The 20,923-nt window shown below is 60.3% G+C and carries 21 protein-coding genes; 6 read left to right on the forward strand and 15 right to left on the reverse strand.

Features of this window, described 5'->3' with window-relative positions:
- Positions 1–115: 115 nt before the first annotated feature.
- A complete protein-coding gene (locus PGB28_RS12290; RefSeq protein WP_271421805.1) occupies positions 116–931 on the reverse strand; it encodes an ABC transporter ATP-binding protein in 816 nt (271 codons plus the stop codon).
- A gap of 133 nt (positions 932–1,064) precedes the next feature.
- Between PGB28_RS12290 and PGB28_RS12295 the strand changes: the two genes are divergently transcribed.
- Positions 1,065–2,045 (forward strand): DMT family transporter, encoded by a 981-nt coding sequence (locus PGB28_RS12295; RefSeq protein ID WP_271421806.1) that lies wholly within the window; start codon positions 1,065–1,067, stop codon positions 2,043–2,045.
- Positions 2,046–2,073: 28 nt separating this feature from the next.
- Here the strand turns inward: PGB28_RS12295 and hemE are convergent, their stop codons facing one another.
- Positions 2,074–3,111 carry a uroporphyrinogen decarboxylase gene (gene hemE / locus PGB28_RS12300; RefSeq protein WP_271421807.1) on the reverse strand — a complete coding sequence of 346 codons (1,038 nt, stop codon included), beginning with the start codon at positions 3,109–3,111 and terminating at the stop codon, positions 2,074–2,076.
- Positions 3,112–3,208: 97 nt separating this feature from the next.
- On the opposite strand from hemE, the gene hemC reads away from it, so the two are divergent.
- The 3 genes from hemC to PGB28_RS12315 all read left to right on the forward strand — a co-directional run bounded on the left by hemC (position 3,209) and on the right by PGB28_RS12315 (position 6,047).
- Positions 3,209–4,171 carry a hydroxymethylbilane synthase gene (hemC, locus tag PGB28_RS12305; protein ID WP_271421808.1) on the forward strand — a complete coding sequence of 321 codons (963 nt, stop codon included), beginning with the start codon at positions 3,209–3,211 and terminating at the stop codon, positions 4,169–4,171.
- 191 nt (positions 4,172–4,362) lie between these two features.
- Complete coding sequence (locus PGB28_RS12310; RefSeq protein ID WP_271421809.1) at positions 4,363–5,121, forward strand: electron transfer flavoprotein subunit beta/FixA family protein; 759 nt, start codon at positions 4,363–4,365, stop codon at positions 5,119–5,121.
- On the forward strand, positions 5,121–6,047 hold the full coding sequence (locus PGB28_RS12315; RefSeq protein ID WP_271421810.1) for an electron transfer flavoprotein subunit alpha/FixB family protein: 927 nt from the start codon (positions 5,121–5,123) through the stop codon (positions 6,045–6,047). Before PGB28_RS12310 ends, PGB28_RS12315 begins: the two co-directional genes overlap by 1 nt.
- A 74-nt stretch (positions 6,048–6,121) precedes the next feature.
- On the opposite strand, the gene PGB28_RS12320 is transcribed toward PGB28_RS12315, so the two are convergent.
- Positions 6,122–6,955 (reverse strand): DUF6473 family protein, encoded by an 834-nt coding sequence (locus PGB28_RS12320; RefSeq protein ID WP_271421811.1) that lies wholly within the window; start codon positions 6,953–6,955, stop codon positions 6,122–6,124.
- Between the two features lie 168 nt (positions 6,956–7,123).
- Between PGB28_RS12320 and PGB28_RS12325 the strand changes: the two genes are divergently transcribed.
- On the forward strand, positions 7,124–7,999 hold the full coding sequence (locus tag PGB28_RS12325) for a 3-hydroxybutyryl-CoA dehydrogenase (protein ID WP_271421812.1): 876 nt from the start codon (positions 7,124–7,126) through the stop codon (positions 7,997–7,999).
- Between the two features lie 73 nt (positions 8,000–8,072).
- On the opposite strand, the gene PGB28_RS12330 is transcribed toward PGB28_RS12325, so the two are convergent.
- From PGB28_RS12330 to PGB28_RS12360, 7 genes are read right to left on the reverse strand one after another with little or no spacing between them, the layout of a single operon-like run.
- Complete coding sequence (locus PGB28_RS12330) at positions 8,073–8,948, reverse strand: lysophospholipid acyltransferase family protein (protein WP_271421947.1); 876 nt, start codon at positions 8,946–8,948, stop codon at positions 8,073–8,075.
- Positions 8,949–8,987: 39 nt separating this feature from the next.
- On the reverse strand, positions 8,988–9,266 hold the full coding sequence (locus PGB28_RS12335; RefSeq protein ID WP_271421813.1) for an HPr family phosphocarrier protein: 279 nt from the start codon (positions 9,264–9,266) through the stop codon (positions 8,988–8,990).
- 6 nt (positions 9,267–9,272) lie between these two features.
- A complete protein-coding gene (locus tag PGB28_RS12340) occupies positions 9,273–9,665 on the reverse strand; it encodes a PTS sugar transporter subunit IIA (protein ID WP_271421814.1) in 393 nt (130 codons plus the stop codon).
- Positions 9,666–9,667: 2 nt separating this feature from the next.
- Entirely contained in the window at positions 9,668–10,600 is a 933-nt protein-coding gene (rapZ, locus tag PGB28_RS12345; protein WP_271421815.1) for an RNase adapter RapZ, read from the reverse strand.
- A 17-nt stretch (positions 10,601–10,617) separates the two neighbouring features.
- On the reverse strand, positions 10,618–11,007 hold the full coding sequence (locus PGB28_RS12350) for an HPr kinase/phosphorylase (protein WP_333908240.1): 390 nt from the start codon (positions 11,005–11,007) through the stop codon (positions 10,618–10,620).
- Positions 11,008–11,052: 45 nt separating this feature from the next.
- Positions 11,053–12,774, reverse strand: coding sequence for a sensor histidine kinase (locus PGB28_RS12355; RefSeq protein ID WP_271421817.1), 1,722 nt, complete (start codon positions 12,772–12,774; stop codon positions 11,053–11,055).
- Positions 12,774–13,475: a response regulator transcription factor gene (locus PGB28_RS12360; RefSeq protein WP_271421818.1), complete on the reverse strand. Its 702-nt coding sequence runs from the start codon at positions 13,473–13,475 to the stop codon at positions 12,774–12,776. Before PGB28_RS12360 ends, PGB28_RS12355 begins: the two co-directional genes overlap by 1 nt.
- Positions 13,476–13,833: 358 nt before the next feature.
- Here PGB28_RS12360 and PGB28_RS12365 point away from each other — a divergent pair, with 358 nt between their 5' ends.
- On the forward strand, positions 13,834–15,432 hold the full coding sequence (locus tag PGB28_RS12365; RefSeq protein ID WP_271421819.1) for a phosphoenolpyruvate carboxykinase: 1,599 nt from the start codon (positions 13,834–13,836) through the stop codon (positions 15,430–15,432).
- 119 nt (positions 15,433–15,551) lie between these two features.
- Here PGB28_RS12365 and PGB28_RS12370 read toward each other — a convergent pair whose 3' ends face one another.
- From PGB28_RS12370 to PGB28_RS12390, 5 genes are all read right to left on the reverse strand, one after another.
- Positions 15,552–15,863: an H-NS histone family protein gene (locus PGB28_RS12370; RefSeq protein ID WP_271421820.1), complete on the reverse strand. Its 312-nt coding sequence runs from the start codon at positions 15,861–15,863 to the stop codon at positions 15,552–15,554.
- 354 nt (positions 15,864–16,217) lie between these two features.
- Positions 16,218–17,210, reverse strand: a complete 993-nt coding sequence (locus PGB28_RS12375) for an NADPH:quinone reductase (protein WP_271421821.1) — start codon at positions 17,208–17,210, stop codon at positions 16,218–16,220.
- Positions 17,211–17,258: 48 nt separating this feature from the next.
- A complete protein-coding gene (locus PGB28_RS12380) occupies positions 17,259–18,599 on the reverse strand; it encodes an aldehyde dehydrogenase family protein (protein WP_271421822.1) in 1,341 nt (446 codons plus the stop codon).
- Positions 18,596–19,681, reverse strand: a complete 1,086-nt coding sequence (locus PGB28_RS12385) for a phenylacetate--CoA ligase family protein (protein ID WP_271421823.1) — start codon at positions 19,679–19,681, stop codon at positions 18,596–18,598. Before PGB28_RS12385 ends, PGB28_RS12380 begins: the two co-directional genes overlap by 4 nt.
- Complete coding sequence (locus PGB28_RS12390) at positions 19,678–20,913, reverse strand: SDR family oxidoreductase (RefSeq protein WP_271421824.1); 1,236 nt, start codon at positions 20,911–20,913, stop codon at positions 19,678–19,680. Before PGB28_RS12390 ends, PGB28_RS12385 begins: the two co-directional genes overlap by 4 nt.
- Positions 20,914–20,923: the final 10 nt, after the last annotated feature.

The raw sequence follows: 20,923 nt of genomic DNA on the forward strand, positions 1-20,923 counted from the left end.
GCCTTGAACTCCGGCGAATGGTTCTTCCGTTTCGACATCTCTAATCTCCTTATCGTCGAAGACCAGCAGACAACAAATCGTAGCTTACGTCAGTGTCCGAATTTCAGGGGGTAGCTCAACCGGTACGCTCGCGGTTGGTGTCATAAGTGTAGCGCAGCGCATGACCGTCCTGCTCGATCTCCAGCGCATATGAGGCAAGCGTATCGGGCAGTGTTTCAACCGGCTCCTGCAGCTCGATCACCAGTTCCTTTTGCCCCATCCGAGCCATGAGAGAGGCGGTTTTCTCGACCAGCAGCAATTCGCCCTTGGCAATCACACCAACCCGGTCGGCAATGGCTTCGGCCTCTTCGATGTAATGCGTGGTCAGGATGATGGTCACGCCCGAGCGCTTGAGATCGGCCACCACCTCCCACATCTCCTTGCGCAGCTCGACATCGACCCCCGCCGTCGGCTCATCAAGGAAGAGCACGCGCGGTTCATGGCTCAACGCCTTGGCGATCAGAACACGGCGTTTCATCCCGCCGGACAATTCCATGGTCGTGTTGTTGCGCTTGTCCCACAGGGACAGCTGTTTGAGGATTTTCTCAAGATAGGCATCATCCGGCTTGCAGCCAAAAAGCCCGCGGGTGAAACGCACCGCTTTCCACACAGTGGTGAACGGTTCCAGATGGATTTCCTGCGGAACAAGCCCAACCATCATGCGCGCCGCGCGATAGTCTGACTGGATATCATGGCCACCCACGCGCACCTGTCCGGCACTGGCATTCGTGATGCCGCAAACCGTAGAAATCAGCGTTGTCTTGCCCGCGCCGTTCGGACCCAGCAAAGCCAGAATTTCGCCTTCCTGTATGTCCAGATCCACGCCTCTGAGCGCTTCGAAACCGCCGTCATAGACCTTTTTCAGGCCGTTGATCTCAACGATGGGTGTCATGCGCGCCTCCCCTATTCGCGGTGGCAAACTAAACCAATCGGTTCAAATGGCAATGCGCAATCGCACCGGATTTGCGACATCGGCATGTCGCATCCAACCTGTCCCGTCCACCCGTGATGGGGTAGGCAAGGACATGCTTTCAGACGATCAGGACAAGCCTGGGCTTGGCATTGCCTTTATCTGCGCCGGGATTTTCGCGATTTCGATCAACGACTTGCTGATCAAGCTGCTATCGGGCGGCTATCCGCTGCACCAGATCGTGGCCACACGGTCGGCCATCGGGCTGATCTTTTCGCTGACATTCGTTCATTTCTCCGGCGGGTTCCGCATCCTGATCACGGATTGGCACCCGTTGCACCTTTTGCGGGGCCTTTTGGTGGTGATTGCCAACATGACCTTTTACGCCGCCGTTGCGGTCATGCCTCTGGCACAAGCCACAGCGCTGTTTTTCGTGGCACCTCTGTTCATCACCTTGCTGTCCATACCGTTTCTTGGCGAAAGCGTCGGGCCATGGCGGATTGGCGCGGTTGTGGTGGGTTTCCTTGGCGTTGTCGTGATGCAGCAGCCATGGGCCAGCGAGCCATTGAATGTCTCACGCGCGGCCCTGCTCCTGCCGGTGCTGGCGGCCCTCACATATGCGCTGATGCAGGTCCTGACCCGTAAACTGGGCGTCAAAAGCCGGGCTGCGGCCATGGCGGTCTATATCCAGACTATTTTTCTTTTGGTGTCCCTTGGCTTTTTCGTCATTGCCGGGGATGGCCGATATGCCGAAGGCGTCGAGGATGAAAGCATCCAGTTCCTGCTGCGGGCCTGGGTCGTTCCGCCGCCAACCGACCTTTGGACATTTGTCGGTCTGGGCTGTGCCTCGGGGATTATCGGCTATGCGCTCAGCGCCGCCTATCGGCTGGCCAATGCGGCGACCATCGCGCCGTTTGAATATCTGGGCCTGCCTTTGGCGATTTTCTGGGGCTGGGCGTTTTTTGCCGAATGGCCCAGTGCTGCGACATGGGCCGGATGTGCCTTGATCGTGGGCGCAGGGCTTGTGGTGTTCCTGCGCGAACAATTGCAGATGCGCCGCCCCAAAGGCTGGCGGCAGCGCCCGTTTCGGCGGTAGCGGTGGGCAGAAATGCCCACCCTACAGACTACATCGCGCGCACCGTGTCGATCATCAGCTGCACATTCTCCGGATCGGCATCCGGCGTGATCCCGTGACCGAGGTTGAAGATATGCGGACCCTTGCGGAACGCCTCGACGATGGCGCGGGTCTCGTTCACCAGCGCCTGACCGCCGGTGACCATATGCCTGGACGCAAGGTTGCCCTGCACACATCCATCGATCTGCACATGTTCTGCCGCCCATATGGCGTCGACCGAATTGTCCAGCGCCACGCAATCGGCCCCGGTGGCCTTGGCGAATCCCACGTATTTCTCCCCCGCCTCACGCGGGAAGGCGATGACCGGAATGCCCGGATGCTTTTCCTTCAGCGCGACAATGATGCGTTTCGCCGGTTCCAGTGCGTATTTGTCGAAATCATCGCCTTTCAGCGATCCAGCCCAGCTGTCGAACACCTTGACCACCTCGGCCCCCGCCTCGATCTGGCAGGACAGATAATCAATGGTCGCCTCGGTGATCCGGTGCAGAAGCGCCTCGAACACCGGGCGGTTCTCGTCCTTGAGCGCATGGGCCGGGCCCTGATCCGGCGTACCGCGCCCGGCAATCATATAGGTCGCCACGGTCCAGGGCGCGCCCGCAAAGCCAATGAGCGTCGTCTCTTTCGGCAGTTCCCGCGACAGGATGCGCACAGTCTCGTAGATCGGCGACAAGGTGTCGTGAATGTCAGAAGCGGGTTTGAGCGCATCGAAATCCGCCTGTGACGTGATCGTGGACAGCCGTGGCCCTTCACCGGTGACAAACCACAGATCCGCCCCCAGCGCCTGCGGCACCAGCAAGATATCCGCAAACAGGATCGCCGCATCGAACCCGTAGCGGCGAATGGGCTGCAACGTGACCTCGGCGGCAAGCTCCGGATTGTAGCACAGAGACAGGAAATCGCCGGCCTGCGCCCGCGTCGCACGGTATTCCGGCAGGTAGCGGCCCGCCTGCCGCATCATCCAGATCGGCGGGGTGGGCAGGGTTTCCCCGGCAAGGGCACGCAGGATCGTCTTGGTCGGCTGGGTCATGAAGGTCTCCGCTTGTTGCGCTGTTGGTCTCTTGCACGGGCGCGGTTGTCAAGGCGGGCGCTTGCCTCGCCCCCGGCGCGCGGCTAGGAAAGCCGCCATGACACATGCTTTGCCCTCCCCCGACGCACCGCTTAAAATCGGCACTCGTGGCTCGCCGCTGGCGCTGGCACAGGCCCACGAAACCCGTGGCCGGATCATGGCGGCGTTTGACCTGCCCGAAGAGGCCTTTGAAATCGTGGTGATCAAGACCACCGGTGACGACCGCGCTCTGATTGCGAGTGATACACCGCTCAAGGAATTGGGCGGCAAGGGTCTGTTCACCAAGGAAATAGAAGAGGCGCTGCTCTCGGGCGGGATCGACATCGCCGTGCATTCGATGAAGGATATGCCGGTCCTGCAGCCCGGTGGGCTGGTGCTGGAGTGTTACCTGCGGCGCGAGGATGTGCGCGACGCATTCGTGTCGCCCACGCTGGGCGGCATCGCAGAGCTGCCGGAAGGCGCGGTTGTGGGCACGTCGTCGCTCCGGCGGCGGGCACAATTGCTCAACCGCCGACCCGATCTGCAGGTGGTGCAGTTCCGGGGCAATGTGCAGACACGGCTGAAGAAGCTTGAGGACGGGGTGGCAAGCTGCACTTTCCTCGCCATGGCGGGGCTGACGCGGCTGGGGATGCTGGATCAGGTGCCTGCGGCGGCGATTGCGCCCGACGACATGCTGCCCGCGGTGGCGCAGGGCGCGATTGGCATCGAGCGGCGCGAGGGCGACACGGTCACCGCCGCGCTTCTGGAACCGCTGCATGACCGGGAAACCGGCGAACGGCTGGCGGCGGAACGCGCGTTTCTGGCGGCGCTGGACGGATCCTGCGAGACGCCGATCGCGGGGCTGGCGGAGCTGAGCGGCGGGATGTTGCGCCTGCGTGGCGAGGTTCTTCGGCCCGATGGGTCCGAAGTTTTGTCGGATGCAGAAACAGCACCCGTCGAAGATGGCGCGAAGCTGGGCCATGAGATGGGACGGCGGCTGCTGGAGCGCGCAGGCCCGGATTTCTTCAGCTGGCGCGGGTGACGGTGGGCAGAATTGCCCACCCTACGGCGGCCCGCAACGAAAGCGGTCCGGAATTTTTCACGAAACGCGGCGTCCTTTAGCGCTCACGTGACGATTTTGACCTGTTTCCCGCTTGCGCCAGCCTTTATCAACCGGTCTGAGAAGTTTCGGAATCGTGCCCGGTGGCGCGAAAACTCAAGGGAGACCCACGCATGAAGGTACTTGTACCGGTCAAGCGCGTGATCGACTACAACGTGAAGGTCCGTGTGAAAGCGGATGGCAGCGGTGTCGATCTGGCCAATGTCAAAATGTCGATGAACCCGTTCGACGAGATTGCTGTCGAAGAGGCCATCCGCCTGAAAGAGGCCGGCAAAGCCGAAGAAATCATTGCCGTCTCCATCGGCGTGAAGCAATCGCAGGAAACCCTGCGTACCGCTCTCGCCATGGGCGCGGATCGTGCGATCCTCGTGGTGGCCGCCGATGACGTGCATCAGGACATCGAGCCGCTGGCCGTGGCCAAGATCCTCGCCAAGGTGGTCGAAGAGGAACAGCCCGGTCTGGTGCTCTGCGGCAAGCAAGCCATCGACAATGACATGAACGCCACCGGCCAGATGCTTTCGGCGCTGATGGGCTGGAGCCAGGCGACCTTTGCCTCCAAGCTGGAGATCGAAGGCGATAGCGCGAAAGTCACCCGCGAGGTGGATGGCGGGTTGCAGACCATCGAAGTCAAGATGCCTGCGGTGGTCACCGTGGACCTGCGCCTCAACGAGCCGCGCTATGCGTCCCTGCCCAACATCATGAAAGCCAAGAAAAAGCCGCTGGATGAGAAAACCGCCGCCGATTACGGCGTCGATGTCACCCCGCGTCTGGAGATCGTGAAGACCGACGAACCCGCTGCGCGTGAAGCCGGTGAGATTGTCGGCTCGGTCGATGAGCTTGTTGCGAAACTCAAGGAAGCGGGGGCTGTGTAATGGCTGTACTTCTTTTGGCCGAAGTGAATGACGGCGCGCTGTCGATGGATGCCACCGCCAAGGCGGTCACCGCAGCGAAACAGCTGGGCGATGTGACCGTGCTCTGCGCCGGGGCCTCCGCTGCCGATGCGGCGGCAGAAGCCGCGACAATCGACGGTGTGGCGAAAGTGCTATGTGCCGAAGACTCGGGTCTGGGCCATCGTCTGGCCGAGGCCACCGCGGACCTGATCGTGGGTCTGGCCGGTGACTACAGCCATATCGTAGCGCCTGCCACGACCGACGCGAAAAACGTGCTGCCGCGCGTGGCGGCGATGCTGGATGTGATGGTGCTGACCGATGTGTCCGGCGTTGTCGATGCCGACACGTTCGAACGCCCGATCTATGCAGGCAACGCGATCCAGACGGTGAAATCCTCAGACGCGACAAAGGTCATCTCCTTCCGGACCTCGACCTTTGATGCGGCGGGCACCGGCGGCTCGGCCGCGGTGGAAAACATCGCGGGCGCATCCAATGACCTGTCCTCCTGGGTCGAAGACAAGGTCGCCGAAAGCGATCGTCCCGAACTGACCTCGGCGGGAGTGGTTGTCTCCGGTGGTCGTGGTGTCGGCTCCGAGGAAGACTTCGCGCTGATCGAGAAACTGGCCGACAAGCTGGGCGCCGCCGTTGGCGCATCCCGCGCCGCAGTCGATTCGGGCTTTGCGCCCAACGACTGGCAGGTGGGCCAGACCGGCAAGGTCGTGGCCCCGGATCTCTACATCGCCGTGGGTATCTCGGGCGCGATCCAGCACCTCGCGGGCATGAAGGACTCCAAGGTGATCGTCGCGATCAACAAGGACGAAGAAGCGCCAATCTTCCAGGTGGCCGATTACGGTCTGGTCGCAGACCTGTTTGAGGCAGTGCCGGAACTGACCGAAAAGCTCGGCTAAGCCATGCGGGATTGCCCCGCTCTTCGCTGAACCATGCAATAGGCCCATCAACTCCTGATGGGCCTATTTCGTGTCTAGTGACGTTTCTTGAGCAATCCGGACAGAGCCGCGCTGAGCGCATCCGCCGCCTCTTCATGTGCTGCGGGGCCCATAAGCTCTCGTGCGGCATTGACGTCCATGGGATCGTATACCATCCCTTCGGTTCCCGCAGACAAGGCGGCGCGGCTGACCTTGAGTTCGACAATATCGGCGACGAGCGGGCGCAGTTCCTCAAGCATGTCCCGATCCACGAAACAGGGATCTCGCATGCTGGTGTCGTCTCGCGGCGGTGGCGCGTGATCGGCAAACCAAAGCAACAGCACGGGGCTTCTGATACGCTGCAACAACAGGTGCATGCGCGCAGTCCAGGCCTGTTTCAATTCATCGCGCACCATGGCAAACCGGTCCGGGCCAATATATTGCAGTTTGGTCAGCATGTGGCGCGTAAAGTGGAATTCCGTAAAATCCACCTCTCGATAGATTGCCTGAAGCATCGTGGAGGCTTTTACAAACCGGTCATTGCGCCGGGGGTGCACCGAATAAAGACGGTTGGACATGTTTTGCGCCCCCATGATTTGCACCACCGTCGCGCGCGCGCGATTGGCGGCATCCATGAGTTCCGTATCGTTGACGAATGCGTCTATCCCGGCATTCACACAGCCGAAATTCACACAGACCGCGCCAATACGATCCTCTGCCAGATCCGGGAATGGTCGCTCAATGAATTTTCCATAGGTCTCCGTTCCGCCGAGCATCGCGACATAATCGCCCTCAAGCCGCCTGCGCGGACCGCGAAACACCAGACGTGACTTGCCATACCGGCACGGAAGATAGTCGGGGGCCGCGCCCCCGGGATTTGCAAAGGTCATAACACCCACCAATTTCTTTTCACCCGAGGCCAAATTCGCGTGATTCCCTTGCCAAATGCCTAAATGTCGGATTTGCCGCGAGTTTTAGACAGCTGCTGCGGAGGTCCTGCCCTTGCACGCAGGCGGTGAAGCTGCCTATTGTCGGCGCGAAACCTATGGGGGCCAGAGATGGACATTCAGACAATCGGCGTCATCGGTGCGGGCCAGATGGGCAACGGGATCGCGCATGTCATGGCGCTTGCCGGCTACGATGTGCTGATGACGGATATCTCGGATGACGCGCTCAAGGCCGCCGTGGCGCGGATCGACAAGAATATCGAACGGCAGGTGTCCCGGGGAAAGGTATCCGCAGAGGACAAGGCCGCAGCGATGGCGCGCATCCGCACAACGCTGACCCTGACAGATCTGGGCCAGACGGACCTTGTGATCGAGGCGGCGACAGAACGCGAAACCGTGAAACAGGCGATTTTCGAAGACCTTGTTCCGCATCTGAAACCAACGACGATCCTGACCTCCAATACCTCGTCAATCTCGATCACGCGGCTGGCAAGTCGTACGGATCGCCCGGAGAAATTCATGGGGTTCCACTTCATGAACCCTGTGCCGGTGATGCAGCTTGTGGAATTGATCCGCGGGATCGCCACCGACAAGGAAACCTATGAAGCCTGTCTGGCCGTCGTGGAGCGGCTTGGCAAAACCGCAGCCAGCGCCGAGGATTTCCCGGCTTTCATCGTCAACCGCATCCTGATGCCCATGATCAATGAAGCCGTCTATACGCTGTATGAGGGCGTGGGTAATGTCCGCTCCATCGATCAGGCGATGAAGCTGGGGACCAACCACCCGATGGGGCCGCTGGAACTGGCCGATTTCATTGGGTTGGACACCTGCCTTGCGATCATGAATGTGCTGCATGACGGGTTGGCGGATACCAAATACCGTCCCTGCCCATTGCTCACCAAATATGTCGAGGCCGGATGGCTGGGACGCAAGTCGCAGCGCGGGTTTTATGACTACCGTGGTGAGGAACCCGTTCCCACCCGGTGAGCCGGGCCAAATTTCTTACAAGAAATTTGCAAATTCCGTGAACGGAATTTGGTGACTGCGGCGATGTGCCGGTTCAGTTCCCGAGGCTGAGCGTGTGGCTGCGCAACCATTCCATCATCTCGCGCGGTTTTGTGCCCCATTTCCGGATTTCTTCGGCTGTGATGGGCTCCCCGATAATCGGGGATTGCGGGCGTTTGCAGGAATGAACCACTTCGTGCAGCAACAATCCCTGCCGCAGGGTGGCTGAAATGCGGTTGGCTATCTGGTAGACACGCGAATTCTGGCCCGGGAAATGGATCGGCACCACCGTTGCACCGGAGCGCGTGATCATCTTGGCTGTAAAGGGGTTCCACACGGCTTCAACCGCATCGCCAAAAAGCGTCTCAGACGCCGCGACCACACCGGACGGGAACAGCGCAATCACGCCACCATTCTTGAGGTGGTCCATGGCCCTCTGGCGCATGGCAAGGCTTTCCTCGCGGGCGTTTTCCTCATGCGGAAACGGCACTGGAATCATGAATTGTTCGATCTCCCGCACACCGGTCAAAAGGTTCCGGGTCAGGATCTTGTAATCGGTTCGCACCCGGCCGATCAGTTCCGCAAGCACCATTCCGTCCACCAACCCATGAGGGTGGTTGGCCACAACAATCACAGGACCTTCTGCAGGAATGCGCGCAATCTGCTCTTGCGGCGTGAGCAGGTCGATTTTCATCAGGCCCAAGGCCTGAGACCAGAACGCCTGCCCCTCGGCGGGGCCCATACGCTCGAACCGGCGGACAAGACGCAAGAGCGGTAGTTTGCCGGTCATCCACTCCATCGCGCGGATCGTGTTGGCTTTCCACGGGTTGGTAAAGGTATTGGCATAGGACAGCTTGCGCTTGTCATAGGGGACCGGTTGGCTCGCCGTTTGGTCGGCCCGGTCGGCGCCTGATTGCGAGGTGTCCACCATTCTACGTCGTCTGCGTCCTGTATCGCGGGTCATCTGACCCTAGCATTCTTCTCCGAACTTGTCCGCCACAAGCGCCTCGACCGCATCAGCCAGCGCCTCGGCATCCGGGCCAGAGGTTTGGACCTCAATAGTGGTTCCTTTGGACGCTGCCAACATCAAAAGCCCCATGATGGAATCGCCGCCAGCGCTCATGCCGTCGTTCGAAACCTCGGCACTGGCATCAAAGCCTTCCACAACCTCGACCAGTTTGGCCGAGGCGCGGGCATGAAGACCTTTTTCATTCACGATCTTCATCGAACGGGTCACGGTGTCAGTCATATGTCTCTAGTCCGGGGAAATGTTCAGGCTGTCAATATACTTGCGCCCCGCCTCGGTGGCGCGGCGCACCGCATCCGCGACGCTCAATTGGCGGGATTTGGCCAGTTTGATCAGCATCGGGAGATTGGCCCCATAGAGGATCCGGCGATTGTCCGGCGCACAGGCCCGCAAGGACAGGTTGGAGGGCGAGCCGCCGAACATATCCGTGACGATCACCACGCCGCCGCCCTGATCAACGGCATCGGCCGCTTCGCAGATTTCCGCCTGTTTGTCGGCCCGCACATGTTCGGGTTCGATCGCAATGGCGCGAATACCGGGCTGCTGCCCGACCACATGTTCGACCGCGGCCAGGTATTCCTTGGCCAGCCCGCCATGCGCCACGATCACGATTCCGATCACGGTCAGCCATTCCTCGCATTGTTATTGTCCGGGGCGATCAATCCATCGCCGCTTGGATCAAGGGCACGGCGCTCCAGTTCTCGATGCCTAATTGACACCTGCCAGCCCTCATGTGCAAGCCCATCTGCAACGGTTTCAGCCATCGCAACCGAGCGGTGCTTGCCCCCGGTACATCCAAAGCCCACCGCAAAATGCGCTTTGCCTTCGCCACGGGCAGCGGGCAATTGAAACAACAGCAGGTCAAGCACCTTTGCCCGGAAAGGCGCAAAGCAGTCATCCTGTTCGATATGTCGCGCGACTCGGGCATCAAGACCGGTCAGTTCGCGCAAATCGGGCACCCAGTGCGGATTGTCGAGAAACCGGCAGTCGAACACAACATCTGCGCCTCGGGGCAACCCACGTTTGTAGGAAAAGGACTGCACCGAGACCGCCATTCCGTGGGCCGCATTCGTCGCGAAAAACCGCTGCAACTCGATCCGCAATTCATGCGGCGACAGCTCGGATGTGTCGAGCAGGATGGTTGCGTGATCGCGAACCGGGGCCAGAAGTTCAAGTTCCCGCGCAATGCCCGTTTCCGGGGTTCCATCGGGCGCAAGCGGGTGTCGTCGGCGCGTTTCGGAATACCGCGCCTGAAGTACGTCCGGAGCCGCGTCGAGAAACACGAGATCCGCCGCCGCCCCCAAACGGTTGGCAAGTTCCGCCAGCAGGCCAACCAGAGCGGCAGGTGAAAAGTCCCGCGTGCGCACATCGATACCAAGCGCCATATCGCGTCCGGTCTCGCCGCTTTCGAACAAACGCGGGACAAGCGACAGAGGCAGGTTGTCGATGGTCTCGAACCCCAGATCTTCCAGAACGTTCAGCGCAGTCGAGCGTCCGGCCCCTGATGGTCCGGTCACCAATGTCAAACGGCGTTCCGCCTTTGGATCCTGTGGCATGGTTTTTGACGTCCTGATCATGCGCGTCGACCATGCATCACATATTGCCGGATCGCTGCGGGAAAACAGGACTGCGCAACATTGTGAAGCAAAGGCATGTCTACCCCCAAGAGGCGCGTGCTACGAAAGGGGGGAAGCCGGTCGGTTTCGCTCTTGTCCAGGTCAACCACGAGGCAGAGTTTTGTCGGCCCGGCAGCGTTTGCGTTCAACAACCCGACCGCGCGGGCCTCGATCATACCGGACAATGCGTTGGGACAATCTGCAACAACATGGTCTCCGGACCGTGACAGACAGGTCCGGTCATCTGCAACCAGGTCTGCTCCCATCGCCATGAGATTCAGCGCAAGCGTTGATTTCCCGGCCCCCGACACCCCCAGAACAAGCACGCCGCGACCATCAAAGGCCACGGCGCTTGCATGGATGATCTGCTCTGACCCCGGTGCGGACAAGGATCAGACCGGCAAACCGACGACGAAACGCGCGCCCAAGGGCTCAGACGTCACATCGGCTTCGGTCGGGCGGATGTTTTCGGCCCAGATCACCCCGTCATGGGCTTCGACAATCTGCTTGGAGATCGCAAGGCCAAGGCCGGAGTTGTTGCCGAAATCAGTCTCTGGCCGATGCGAATAGAAGCGTTTGAAAATCTTCGACAGTGCCTCGTCCGGTATGCCCGGACCGGTATCCTCGACCACAACGAGCACGCGATTTTCCCTTTGCCGCGCCCAGACGCGAATGGCGTCGCCATCTTCGCAAAAGCTGATCGCGTTGGTGATCAGGTTGACAAAAACCTGCGCCAACCGCGCCTCAAGACCGTGAATATGGATCGGTTTATCGGGCAGGTCGGTGATGAACTCGATGCCTTTGGTCTTGGCGTCTTCGCCAAGGTATTCAGCGAGATTGCCAACCATATCCAGAAGATCAAAGCGCGATTGCTCTTCCTTGACCAACTCGCTGTCCAGCCGCGACGCGTTGGAGATGTCGCTGACCAGCCGGTCAAGACGGCGCACGTCATGGTCGATCACATCGAGAAGCTTTTCGCGGTGATCCTCCCGCTTGACCATACGCAGGCTGCCTACGGCAGAGCGCAGCGATGCCAGCGGGTTTTTGATCTCATGCGCGACATCGGCCGCGAATTGCTCGTTGCCATCAATCCGGTCGTAGAGCGCAGATACCATGCCGCGCAAAGCGCCCGACAATCGCCCGATTTCATCAGGGCGCGCGGTCAGATCAGGGATGCGGATGCGTCCGCCCGCGCTTTTGCTTCGGTCGCGGTCCCGACCGATTTCGGCGGCATCCGCAAGGTCCGAAATCGGATTGGAAATCGTGGAGGCCAGAACCAGCGATAGCCCGATGGACACCAGCGTCGCCACGATGAACATCTGCAAAACGCGTTCCCGCTCGGAACGGACCAGACGGTCAATTTCGCCCGAGGCAGACACCAGCGCGACCGCGCCAACAACGCGATCCCCCTGAAAAATCGGCGTGCTGACCGAGAATACGGTGCCACCGTCAGGTGCCGACGTCGTCTGAACCCCGTTCTTGCCTTCTAGGCTTGGCTTGATCATGCGGGACAGTTCAGCTTCGAATTCGACGCGCGCCTCTTGCTCGGACGGGCCGGTCACAATGCCCGCAACCGCGCCCCAGATCCGGGCCAGCAAGTCCGTGATCAGCGTATTGCCTGTTTCCTCCTGTGGAGTGTTTTCCGCGAGCGGAGTCGCCTTGGTCCGGCCAATGATGGTGCTTTCGGGGTCAAAGACCAGCACCTCGGCACCGCGTCGCAAGTCAATCCCGTCCAGCGTCGCCGCAACATTCACTCCGTCGCCGGTCGCAAGATTGACTGGCGCGCTGCCGGGCAGCTGCGCCTCGAACACATCGGCGATCAGCTCCACCTCGGCCACCAGACCGGCCGCGCGCTGCGTGGCCAACCCGTCACGAGACGAATTCAGGTAGAGAATTCCCCCCACAAGAACGTTCAAAGCGATCAGGTTGAAGGTGATGATCTTGCGAGTCAGCGGAGACGAGCGCAAGGCCAGCAACCCGCCCCTGCGCTTTCGACTGTCCTGCAGCTCTTTTTCAACAGTGCCATCGGGCGCGACCCAGTCGTCACCCAGAACGACATCACCGCGCCGCTTGGAGCCTGCGTTCTGCACGCTCATCTCCTCAACCAGAGCCATTACTCTTCGTTGTAACGGTAGCCGATACCATACAGCGTTTCGATCGCCGAAAACTCGGGATCGACGCTGCGCATCTTTTTGCGAAGCCGTTTGATATGGCTGTCGATGGTACGGTCATCGACATAGACCTGATCATCATAGGCCACATCCATCAGCTGATCGCGGGATTTTACAAAACCCGGCCGTTGCGCCAGCGCCTGAAGCAAAAGGAACTCCGTTACGGTCAGCGACACTTCCTGACCTTTCCAGGTCACCGCATGGCGCAGCGGATCCATCCGCAATTCGCCGCGTTCCATGACCTTGGTTTCCTCGGTTTCGCCGACCGCGCCGGTTTCCATCGCGTCCTGACGACGCAGAAGGGCGCGGATACGTTCCACCAGCAAACGCTGCGAAAACGGTTTCTTGACGTAGTCATCCGCCCCCATCCGCAGGCCTAGAACCTCGTCAATCTCGTCATCCTTGGAGGTGAGGAAAATGACCGGCATGGTGGTTTTCTGGCGCAGGCGCTGCAACAGGTCCATCCCATCCATGCGCGGCATCTTGATATCAAGCACAGCCATGTCGGGAAGTTTCTTGTTGAACGCGTCCAGCGCGGATTGACCGTCGTTATAGGTTTCGACCTCAAAGCCCTCGGCTTCGAGTGTCATGGAAACCGATGTCAGGATATTCCTGTCATCGTCCACAAGGGCGATCTTAGACATTTTGCCTGTCCTTATACTGCTCTGCTGCATTATTTTTTCCTTACTATGCCTTGATTTCGCCGTGCCAATCAATCCCAAACTGCGAATCGCCCACGCGTGACGCATCAATGGAAGCGGAAAAATCCTTAGGAATGGCTAAATTGCCTCACCTTTCGGCACCCATCCGCCCATCACGAAATTTGATTGCGCTAAACGTATACTTGGTGGCGCTAACTGTGCGTTTGCGTCCTGTTCACCATCGCAACCGACATGTTAAGACCCGATCACCGGGACCGTTTACGGGGCCCGGCGATGGAGTGTTTCATCATCTGACTGAAGACAACCGCCCAGTATTGCGCGCGGACACAGGAGACAAGAAATGGCATTTGGACGGGTAAACCCGCAGTTCCGGCTTGAAGATCAAGGGATCGAAGGTCTGGGCAATGTCTATTATAACCTCATGGAGCCCGCGCTGATCGAAGAGGCGCTTCAGCGGAAAGAAGGCGCGCTGGGCCAGGGCGGGGCGTTCCTTGTCTCGACCGGCAAGTTCACCGGCCGTTCCCCCAAAGACAAGCATATCGTCAAGACCGACAGTGTTGCCGACAGCATCTGGTGGGAAAACAACGCCGAAATGTCGCCCGAAGGGTTTGACGCGCTTTACCAAGACATAATCGCCCATATGAAAGGGCGTGACTACTTCGTGCAGGATCTCGTCGGCGGTGCTGACCCGGCACATGCCATCGACGTGCGCATGGTCACCGAACTGGCCTGGCACGGGCTTTTCATCCGTCACATGCTGCGTCGCCCGGAACGCGAGGAACTTGATGAGTTCACCGCTGATTTCACCGTGATCAACTGCCCGAGCTTCCAGGCCGACCCAGAGCGTCACAACTGCCGTTCGGAAACCGTGATCGCGATGAATTTCGACCGCAAGCTGATCCTGATCGGCGGGACGGAATACGCGGGCGAGAACAAGAAATCCGTGTTTACCCTGCTGAACTACCTGCTGCCGGAAAAAGGCATCATGCCGATGCACTGCTCCGCCAACCACGCCGTCGGCAACCCGGTCGACACTGCTATCTTCTTTGGCCTGTCCGGCACCGGCAAAACCACGCTGTCGGCTGACCCGGCGCGGGTTCTGATCGGTGATGACGAACATGGCTGGTCGGATCGCGGCACCTTCAATTTCGAGGGTGGATGCTATGCCAAGACCATCAACCTCAACGCCGAGGCTGAGCCGGAAATCTATGCCACCACGTCCAAGTTTGGCACCGTGATCGAAAACATGGTTTATGATCCCGACACCAAGGAACTGGATTTCGAGGACGACTCTCTCACTGCGAATATGCGCTGCGCCTACCCGCTGGAATACATTTCCAATGCGTCGAGCACGGCACTGGGCGGGCATCCGAAAAACGTGATCATGCTGACCTGTGACGCGTTTGGCGTGCTGCCCCCGATCGCGCGGCTGACCCCGGCGCAGGCGATGTATCACTTCCTGTCGGGCTTCACCTCCAAGGTGGCAGGCACCGAACGTGGCGTGACCGAACCGGAACCCACTTTCTCGACCTGCTTTGGCGCGCCCTTCATGCCGCGCCGCCCCGAAGCCTATGGCAACCTGCTGCGCGACAAGATCGCCAAGCACGGTGCCACCTGCTGGCTGGTCAATACCGGCTGGACCGGCGGCGCCTATGGCACCGGCTCGCGCATGCCGATCAAGGCAACCCGTGCGCTGCTCACCGCGGCACTGGACGGCACTCTGGCCGAAGCCAAATTCCGCAAGGACCCGAATTTCGGCTTTGATGTTCCGGTGGATGTGCCGGGCGTGCCCGAGGTTCTGCTTGATCCGCGCCGCACCTGGGAGAACAAGGACGAGTATGACGCACAGGCCGCCAAGCTGGTGCAAATGTTCGCCGATAATTTCGAGCAATATGTGCCCTTTATCGACGACGACGTGAAAGCGGCGGCCATCGGCTGATCCGACTGCACCGAAAAAACGAAAAACCCCCGGCGCAAAATGGCACCGGGGGTTTTTTGATGTCCGGACGGTGTGGGCGTGTCTCACCTCGCCCTTAGATATCCGGCAACGGGATCAGCTTATGAAATCAGCATATCCTCAGGCGACACGCCACGCTCCAGTGCGGAGATAAACCACGCGGGTTTGCGGCCACGGCCGGTCCAGGTCTGCGATCCGTCGTCGGGATTGCGATACTTGGGTGCGGAGATCTTGCCACCTTTGCCCGTTGTCAGGTCGGACAGCGAAAAACCCATTTCCGCGGCCTTGGCTTCCAACGCGGCAAGCGCCTCTTTTTTCCTGCGATCTTCGAATGAAGATATCGCTTTGGTTACGTCTTTTTGCAGTTGCTTGAGCTCTTTCAGAGACAAGCTATCAAGATTGAAATCGGTCATTATTGCTCCCTTGAGTGTTAGTAATAATGGCCACAGCTAATTCAGCCTTGAGAATCAGTCAAATTCTTTCGCATTTACCTATGGTTAACGGGAATTCCTTGTTCTGGTTGGCGTCAATATTTCTAGCCATAGTTGCAATTTCAAAATCGCATGACGCGAATTAGAAGCAAAATCCGCTGTTCTGAATCAGGAGTGTGCCGGGTTTCCGATCCAGTAATTTAGGCGCCGCCGCTTCAGGAATTCAAGCCTTGGTGAATTCCGATCCGCAACTCCCGGATCAGAATAGCACCTGAGCCTGTCATGCATTTCGACCGGCAGACCATCCAACGCATTCGCTCGCGGATGCGCGATCGGCTACACGTCAAGGACGATCTTGCCAAACAAACCGCCGCGTTCCACAGCCTCATGTGCGCTCACGATATCGGCGAGCTTGTACCTCGCCTGAATATTGCCTTGCAGCCAGCCGTCCGAAAGTCCGTCGGTAATCTCGTTGATTGCGACCTGACGAAAGTCACAGGGTTGTTCCGAGCCGGAAATGAAATGCACTGTCAAACCGTGTACCTGGAACATCAGAACGGGAACGCGCGGGAACATGTCTTCCACAGATCCCACCACCACGACACGGCCATGTTTGCGAACATATTGCGTGTAATCGGCGCAATTGGCGCCAAAATTCAGATCAATGGCACAGTCAAACCCCGTCGGTCCCGCCTCGGCCTTGAACAGATCGAGCGCGTCGGGATCCGTGTAGCGCAGCGTTTGATCCGCACCCACGGCCCTGGCTGCCGCGGCCTTGGCGTCGTCGCTCACGCTTGCCACGACCCGTGCGCCGCGCCGCTTCAGGAATTGGATGGCGAACTGACCCACCATTCCGCCGCCGCCCTGAACAAGCACGGTTTGTCCCCGCACATCACCCAGCACCGAAACCGACCGGTGCCCGGTCAGCGCGGGCACGCCCAGCGCCGCGCAGATGTCATATTGTCCATCCGGGAGGTTCGCAGGCACCGGGACGGTTTGACGGGCGGGCAGTACGGAATATTCCGCCGCCGTCCCAAAGGGGCGTTTCCATTGCGCATTCCAAAGCCAGACCAGATCACCCTCCTTGCGGTCCATCACCCCCTGCCCCACAGCTTCGACATAGCCGTAGCCATCGGAATGCGGGATCACGATGGGAAACATCCGATTGCGTCCGGTTTCACCGGCCCGGCGCTTCACATCCGCAGGGTTGATACCCGAGCCTGCGATGCGCACACGGACTTCGCCCGGCCCCGGGAGGCGCGCATCGAATTCGTCAACGGCAAGCACGGTCTTGGCATGGCCGGTCTGGGTGTAAAAAGCTGCAATCATCTTGTTGCTCCGGATAAGGGGCGCCACGCGGCGCGGCTAAGGAAGGGATCAGGCACAGATTTCGCGAAACCGCATGAGTTCACGAAACAGGTAGAGCCCCTGATGAGAGGTGTGGTGATCAATCTCGATGCTGGGTCGGTTGCGCAGAACCTTGGTGGCATTCACATCGCGTGCGACCTGTTCGAAACGCGCCACATCTTCGGTGATGACGCTGACGGCCAGTGCCGTGTGCCCCTGCTTTTTCAGCGTTGAGCGGTTGAACAAGGCAACGACATCTTCATCGGCGCGGTAGGGCCGCAAGGCGCAGACCGGATAGGGCATTTCCTCAAGCAAAAGCGCGTCGTCATCGCTGGCCTGAACCAGAAGCACGTCCTTGTCATAGAGCACTTTGGAGCCGCCGATGCGCATATCCGTCACACGGCGCGCGTCGGAGGCCAGCCGTCCGATATCGGTATTGGGATCTTGCGGCGCACCACGGGTCAACGCGTCAGCCCCGGCCACAAGGCGCGCGGTGAGTCCCGCCATCATGGCTTCGGGCACAAAGACCTTCTTGGTCGAATAGCAGCGATTGCCCCGGTCCTCAGCCACGCCTTTCAACACGATCTCGGCTGCATGGTCCGGGTCCGCATCGTCCAGCACGATGGCGCCTGACCGCCCCGACAGAAAGGCGATCTTTTTGTGCGTGAGCGCCACGTCCGAGGAGCCGTAGATCGTCTGCAACGTGGCATCGGCGCCGTAAATCACCGATTGCGCGGTATTGCCGATCAGCTTGGCGGTTAGCGCTGTCGCATCCTCAGCCCCGGTGTCGATATAGAGCAGGTCCGGCACCTGTAGCCCGTATTCCATGACCTTGCGCAGGAACAGAACCGGCGCGAGCGGCTCGTATTTGCTGCCCTTGGCAATGGTCCGCGATCCCGACAACATCATATGGCTGAGCGCCAGCGGCCCCAACGCGCTGGCATCGCCCGCCAGAACCAGCGTCGAGGTCAACCCGCCGTGCCACAGCCCCCGCTCTGAGCGGTAGCCATCCGGCCCCCGTGTGCCCAGTTGCGAAACGAATTGCGGCAGCTCGGCCAACCACGCGTTGAGCCGTGCCATGGACTCGCCCAGATAGGAACGGGCACAGCCAACGCGGGCCGAAATCAGGTCCATATCCTCGTCGGTGATCCAGTCAGCGTTGCGCCCGATCTCGGACAAGACCTCGACCACGCGCCCGATATCGTTTGCAGGGCGATTGCGCGCGGATTTCAGCGCCATCGCAATGTCGCGCGGCGCGGCCGGCGGTATGGTCCAGCCGTCGAAGTCAAAGCTGTCTCGCACCGGTTGCGACCGGTTGCCGATAATGGCGGTGATGTCGTGGCGCTGGATGGTGGGGCTGATCTGGTTCATACCGCCACCTCGGTCGAGGCACAGCCCCGTTGCAGGCGCGCCATATCTTCAAACCTTGCGATGTCGCTCAGGCGCGGGGTGGTCTGGCCGCAACTGCACGGCCCGGTGTGGATCACTGCTTCGTCGCCCACAACATAGCGCAGATACCGGCTGCCCCCGCGCGTGGCGGTCACCACGACAATGCCGCGCTCGCCATCCGCCAGGGGCAGGCGTGTTTCGGGGTCCACCACCTCGGTATGGACAGGCCCGCCGGTCAGGTGCAGACCACCATGCTGGCAGCGCACGGCAGCGATCCCCACCTCGGCGGCCCCGTACCATTCGACGATCTGGATCGGCGGCTTGCCCGCCATTTCGGTCGCCTCATCCAATTGCTGGCGCAGGTCGAAATCACCCGAAGTAGCGGCCCCGGCTGTGATCACCGTGCGGATGTTCTCGCCGATCACATTGTCAAAGTCGTGCTCCAGCAGGTCGGCGATGGTTGCCCCCTTGGACACCGCGCCGGGCGTAAACGGCGGCGCCGCAAGGCAAGTGAAATTGCCCAATGTGCTGAACCCAAGCGTCAGTTGCGCAAGGACCTGTTCGGGCGTGGTGGCCGTATGATGGCGGTTCAGGACCAGCGACCCGAGCATCGGGAAAGCATCATTGATGAACCGTCCCGCGGAGTGGGTGGCGGCAAAACAGTTGAAGATGCGTGCAAAACCCGTCGGATCAGCCCCTGCCGTCAGGCGCGGAAGCGTCTCGCGGTAGTTGATCCAGTCGGCCTCGGTATACATCGAGAGTTTCGGCGCATTTCCGGAACTGGAACTGGTTTGCGAGATGCGTACGATGCGGTCTGCCTCGTCAAATCCGGCAACGCTTCCATCACGGATCGCGGCTGTCAGGCTGTCGGCCAGAATGGCCTGCGGACCCGCCGCGCTCACCTCGGCAGAGGTCATGAGCGGGACATCGGTGAAGTTGCGAATGGCCGCAGACTCGGGCAAACCGGCACGAGTCATCCTTTCGCGGTGGAAACTGCACATGGCATGGCTTTCCCGCGCATAGTCCAGCAGCACAGGAGGATAGGTTTGGGCGGCTTGGGTCATGTCAGTGCTCTTTTCAGGAAGTCTTGGAAATTCAGGCCTTGGCCGGTCTGCGGCGGGCGGCTTTTAGAGAGTTCGGCCCGCGTGATATGATCGCTCAGGCGCGGGCCGGAATCTGCCGCCATACTGTCCAGAAGGCTGGGCGTGCGGGCCGCCGGGCAAAGCGGGAAATCCGGCGGCAGCAATAGCGACAACGCCTTGAGTGGGCTCTCCGTATCGGCGTCAATCCGGGCGAGCCAGGTCTCGTAAGGGACAAGCGCGACCGGCGCGCCGGCCTTGGACAATTCATCGGCAAGCTCGCGCATGGACAGGGCATGTTCACCCACAAGGTGCAGCGCCTCAGCCTCGGATGTGCCGTGCAACACGGTGCCGACGATTGCGCCCGCCACATAATCCACCGGCGCAATCGACAGTCTGATCCCAATATCGGGCAAGGCACCGATGCGGATGGAACCGGTGATGAAATGGGTCAGGAAATCCGCCGGGTTGCCATGGCCCGTCTGGCTGTCCCAACCGATCAGACCGGGGCGGTAGATGGTGTTCTGAAGCCCGTCTCTCTCGGCCTCATGCAGCATCAGCTCCGCCGCAAGCTTGGTCTGGCAATAGCCCTGCGCCGCAGAAAACGCGCCGATCCGAGGCCGCGTGTCTTCGGTCACCTCGCAGCGGTTGAACGCGTGGGGCGAGAACACCGCAACGCTGGAGACGTGGTGCATCCGCATACCAAGGCTCGCGAGATGTAACAGGTGGCGCAGCGACATCACATTGGCGCCGCGTGCCTGAATGTAGCGGTCGGTAAAATTCACCCGTGCGGCACAGTTGATGATAGTGTCCGCCTGGGCAATCCGCGGCAAAAGCCCCGGGGTGTCCTGTACCGGCCGACTCAGGTCATGGGCCAGCACCTGCAACCCTGAGAGGTTCAGCCCCTCGGCTCCGGTCTTGGCAAGCGCCTCCAGAACCCTTTGCAGGGCGGTGTCATTGTCCGCGGCGCGGGTCAGGCAGGTGATGCGCGGCCCACCATTGCGTAAAAGCGCCGCCAACACATGGACGCCCAGAAACCCGGTCGCCCCGGTCAGGACAATGTGCTGCACCGGCGCGCCTTCGGAGACGGGTGTAAACACGAACCCCTGACCCAACTTGGCGTCCGCCGCGATTTTGCCGTCGAACCCCTGCGCGCCCTGTTGCAACATCTGAAGCGTGACGGCGCGTTTCTGCCCGGTTGATATCAATGTTTGCATGTCTTCATTC

This window comes from Primorskyibacter aestuariivivens (assembly GCF_028023675.1).
Taxonomy (GTDB): Bacteria; Pseudomonadota; Alphaproteobacteria; order Rhodobacterales; family Rhodobacteraceae; genus Marinovum; species Marinovum aestuariivivens.

Bases quoted from the DNA above. Each gene is read 5' to 3' on its own strand.
- PGB28_RS12380 (WP_271421822.1), bottom strand. From the start codon at position 18,599: ATGAACCAGATCAGCCCCACCATCCAGCGCCACGACATCACCGCCATT.
- PGB28_RS12335 (WP_271421813.1), bottom strand. From the start codon at position 9,266: ATGACTGACACCGTGACCCGTTCGATGAAGATCGTGAATGAAAAAGGT.
- PGB28_RS12290 (WP_271421805.1), bottom strand. From the start codon at position 931: ATGACACCCATCGTTGAGATCAACGGCCTGAAAAAGGTCTATGACGGC.
- PGB28_RS12385 (WP_271421823.1), bottom strand. From the start codon at position 19,681: ATGACCCAAGCCGCCCAAACCTATCCTCCTGTGCTGCTGGACTATGCG.
- hemC (WP_271421808.1), top strand. From the start codon at position 3,209: ATGACACATGCTTTGCCCTCCCCCGACGCACCGCTTAAAATCGGCACT.
- PGB28_RS12360 (WP_271421818.1), bottom strand. From the start codon at position 13,475: ATGTCTAAGATCGCCCTTGTGGACGATGACAGGAATATCCTGACATCG.
- PGB28_RS12325 (WP_271421812.1), top strand. From the start codon at position 7,124: ATGGACATTCAGACAATCGGCGTCATCGGTGCGGGCCAGATGGGCAAC.
- PGB28_RS12355 (WP_271421817.1), bottom strand. From the start codon at position 12,774: ATGGCTCTGGTTGAGGAGATGAGCGTGCAGAACGCAGGCTCCAAGCGG.
- hemE (WP_271421807.1), bottom strand. From the start codon at position 3,111: ATGACCCAGCCGACCAAGACGATCCTGCGTGCCCTTGCCGGGGAAACC.
- PGB28_RS12315 (WP_271421810.1), top strand. From the start codon at position 5,121: ATGGCTGTACTTCTTTTGGCCGAAGTGAATGACGGCGCGCTGTCGATG.
- rapZ (WP_271421815.1), bottom strand. From the start codon at position 10,600: ATGCCACAGGATCCAAAGGCGGAACGCCGTTTGACATTGGTGACCGGA.
- PGB28_RS12295 (WP_271421806.1), top strand. From the start codon at position 1,065: ATGCTTTCAGACGATCAGGACAAGCCTGGGCTTGGCATTGCCTTTATC.
- PGB28_RS12310 (WP_271421809.1), top strand. From the start codon at position 4,363: ATGAAGGTACTTGTACCGGTCAAGCGCGTGATCGACTACAACGTGAAG.
- PGB28_RS12365 (WP_271421819.1), top strand. From the start codon at position 13,834: ATGGCATTTGGACGGGTAAACCCGCAGTTCCGGCTTGAAGATCAAGGG.
- PGB28_RS12320 (WP_271421811.1), bottom strand. From the start codon at position 6,955: ATGACCTTTGCAAATCCCGGGGGCGCGGCCCCCGACTATCTTCCGTGC.
- PGB28_RS12330 (WP_271421947.1), bottom strand. From the start codon at position 8,948: ATGGTGGACACCTCGCAATCAGGCGCCGACCGGGCCGACCAAACGGCG.
- PGB28_RS12375 (WP_271421821.1), bottom strand. From the start codon at position 17,210: ATGATTGCAGCTTTTTACACCCAGACCGGCCATGCCAAGACCGTGCTT.
- PGB28_RS12390 (WP_271421824.1), bottom strand. From the start codon at position 20,913: ATGCAAACATTGATATCAACCGGGCAGAAACGCGCCGTCACGCTTCAG.
- PGB28_RS12370 (WP_271421820.1), bottom strand. From the start codon at position 15,863: ATGACCGATTTCAATCTTGATAGCTTGTCTCTGAAAGAGCTCAAGCAA.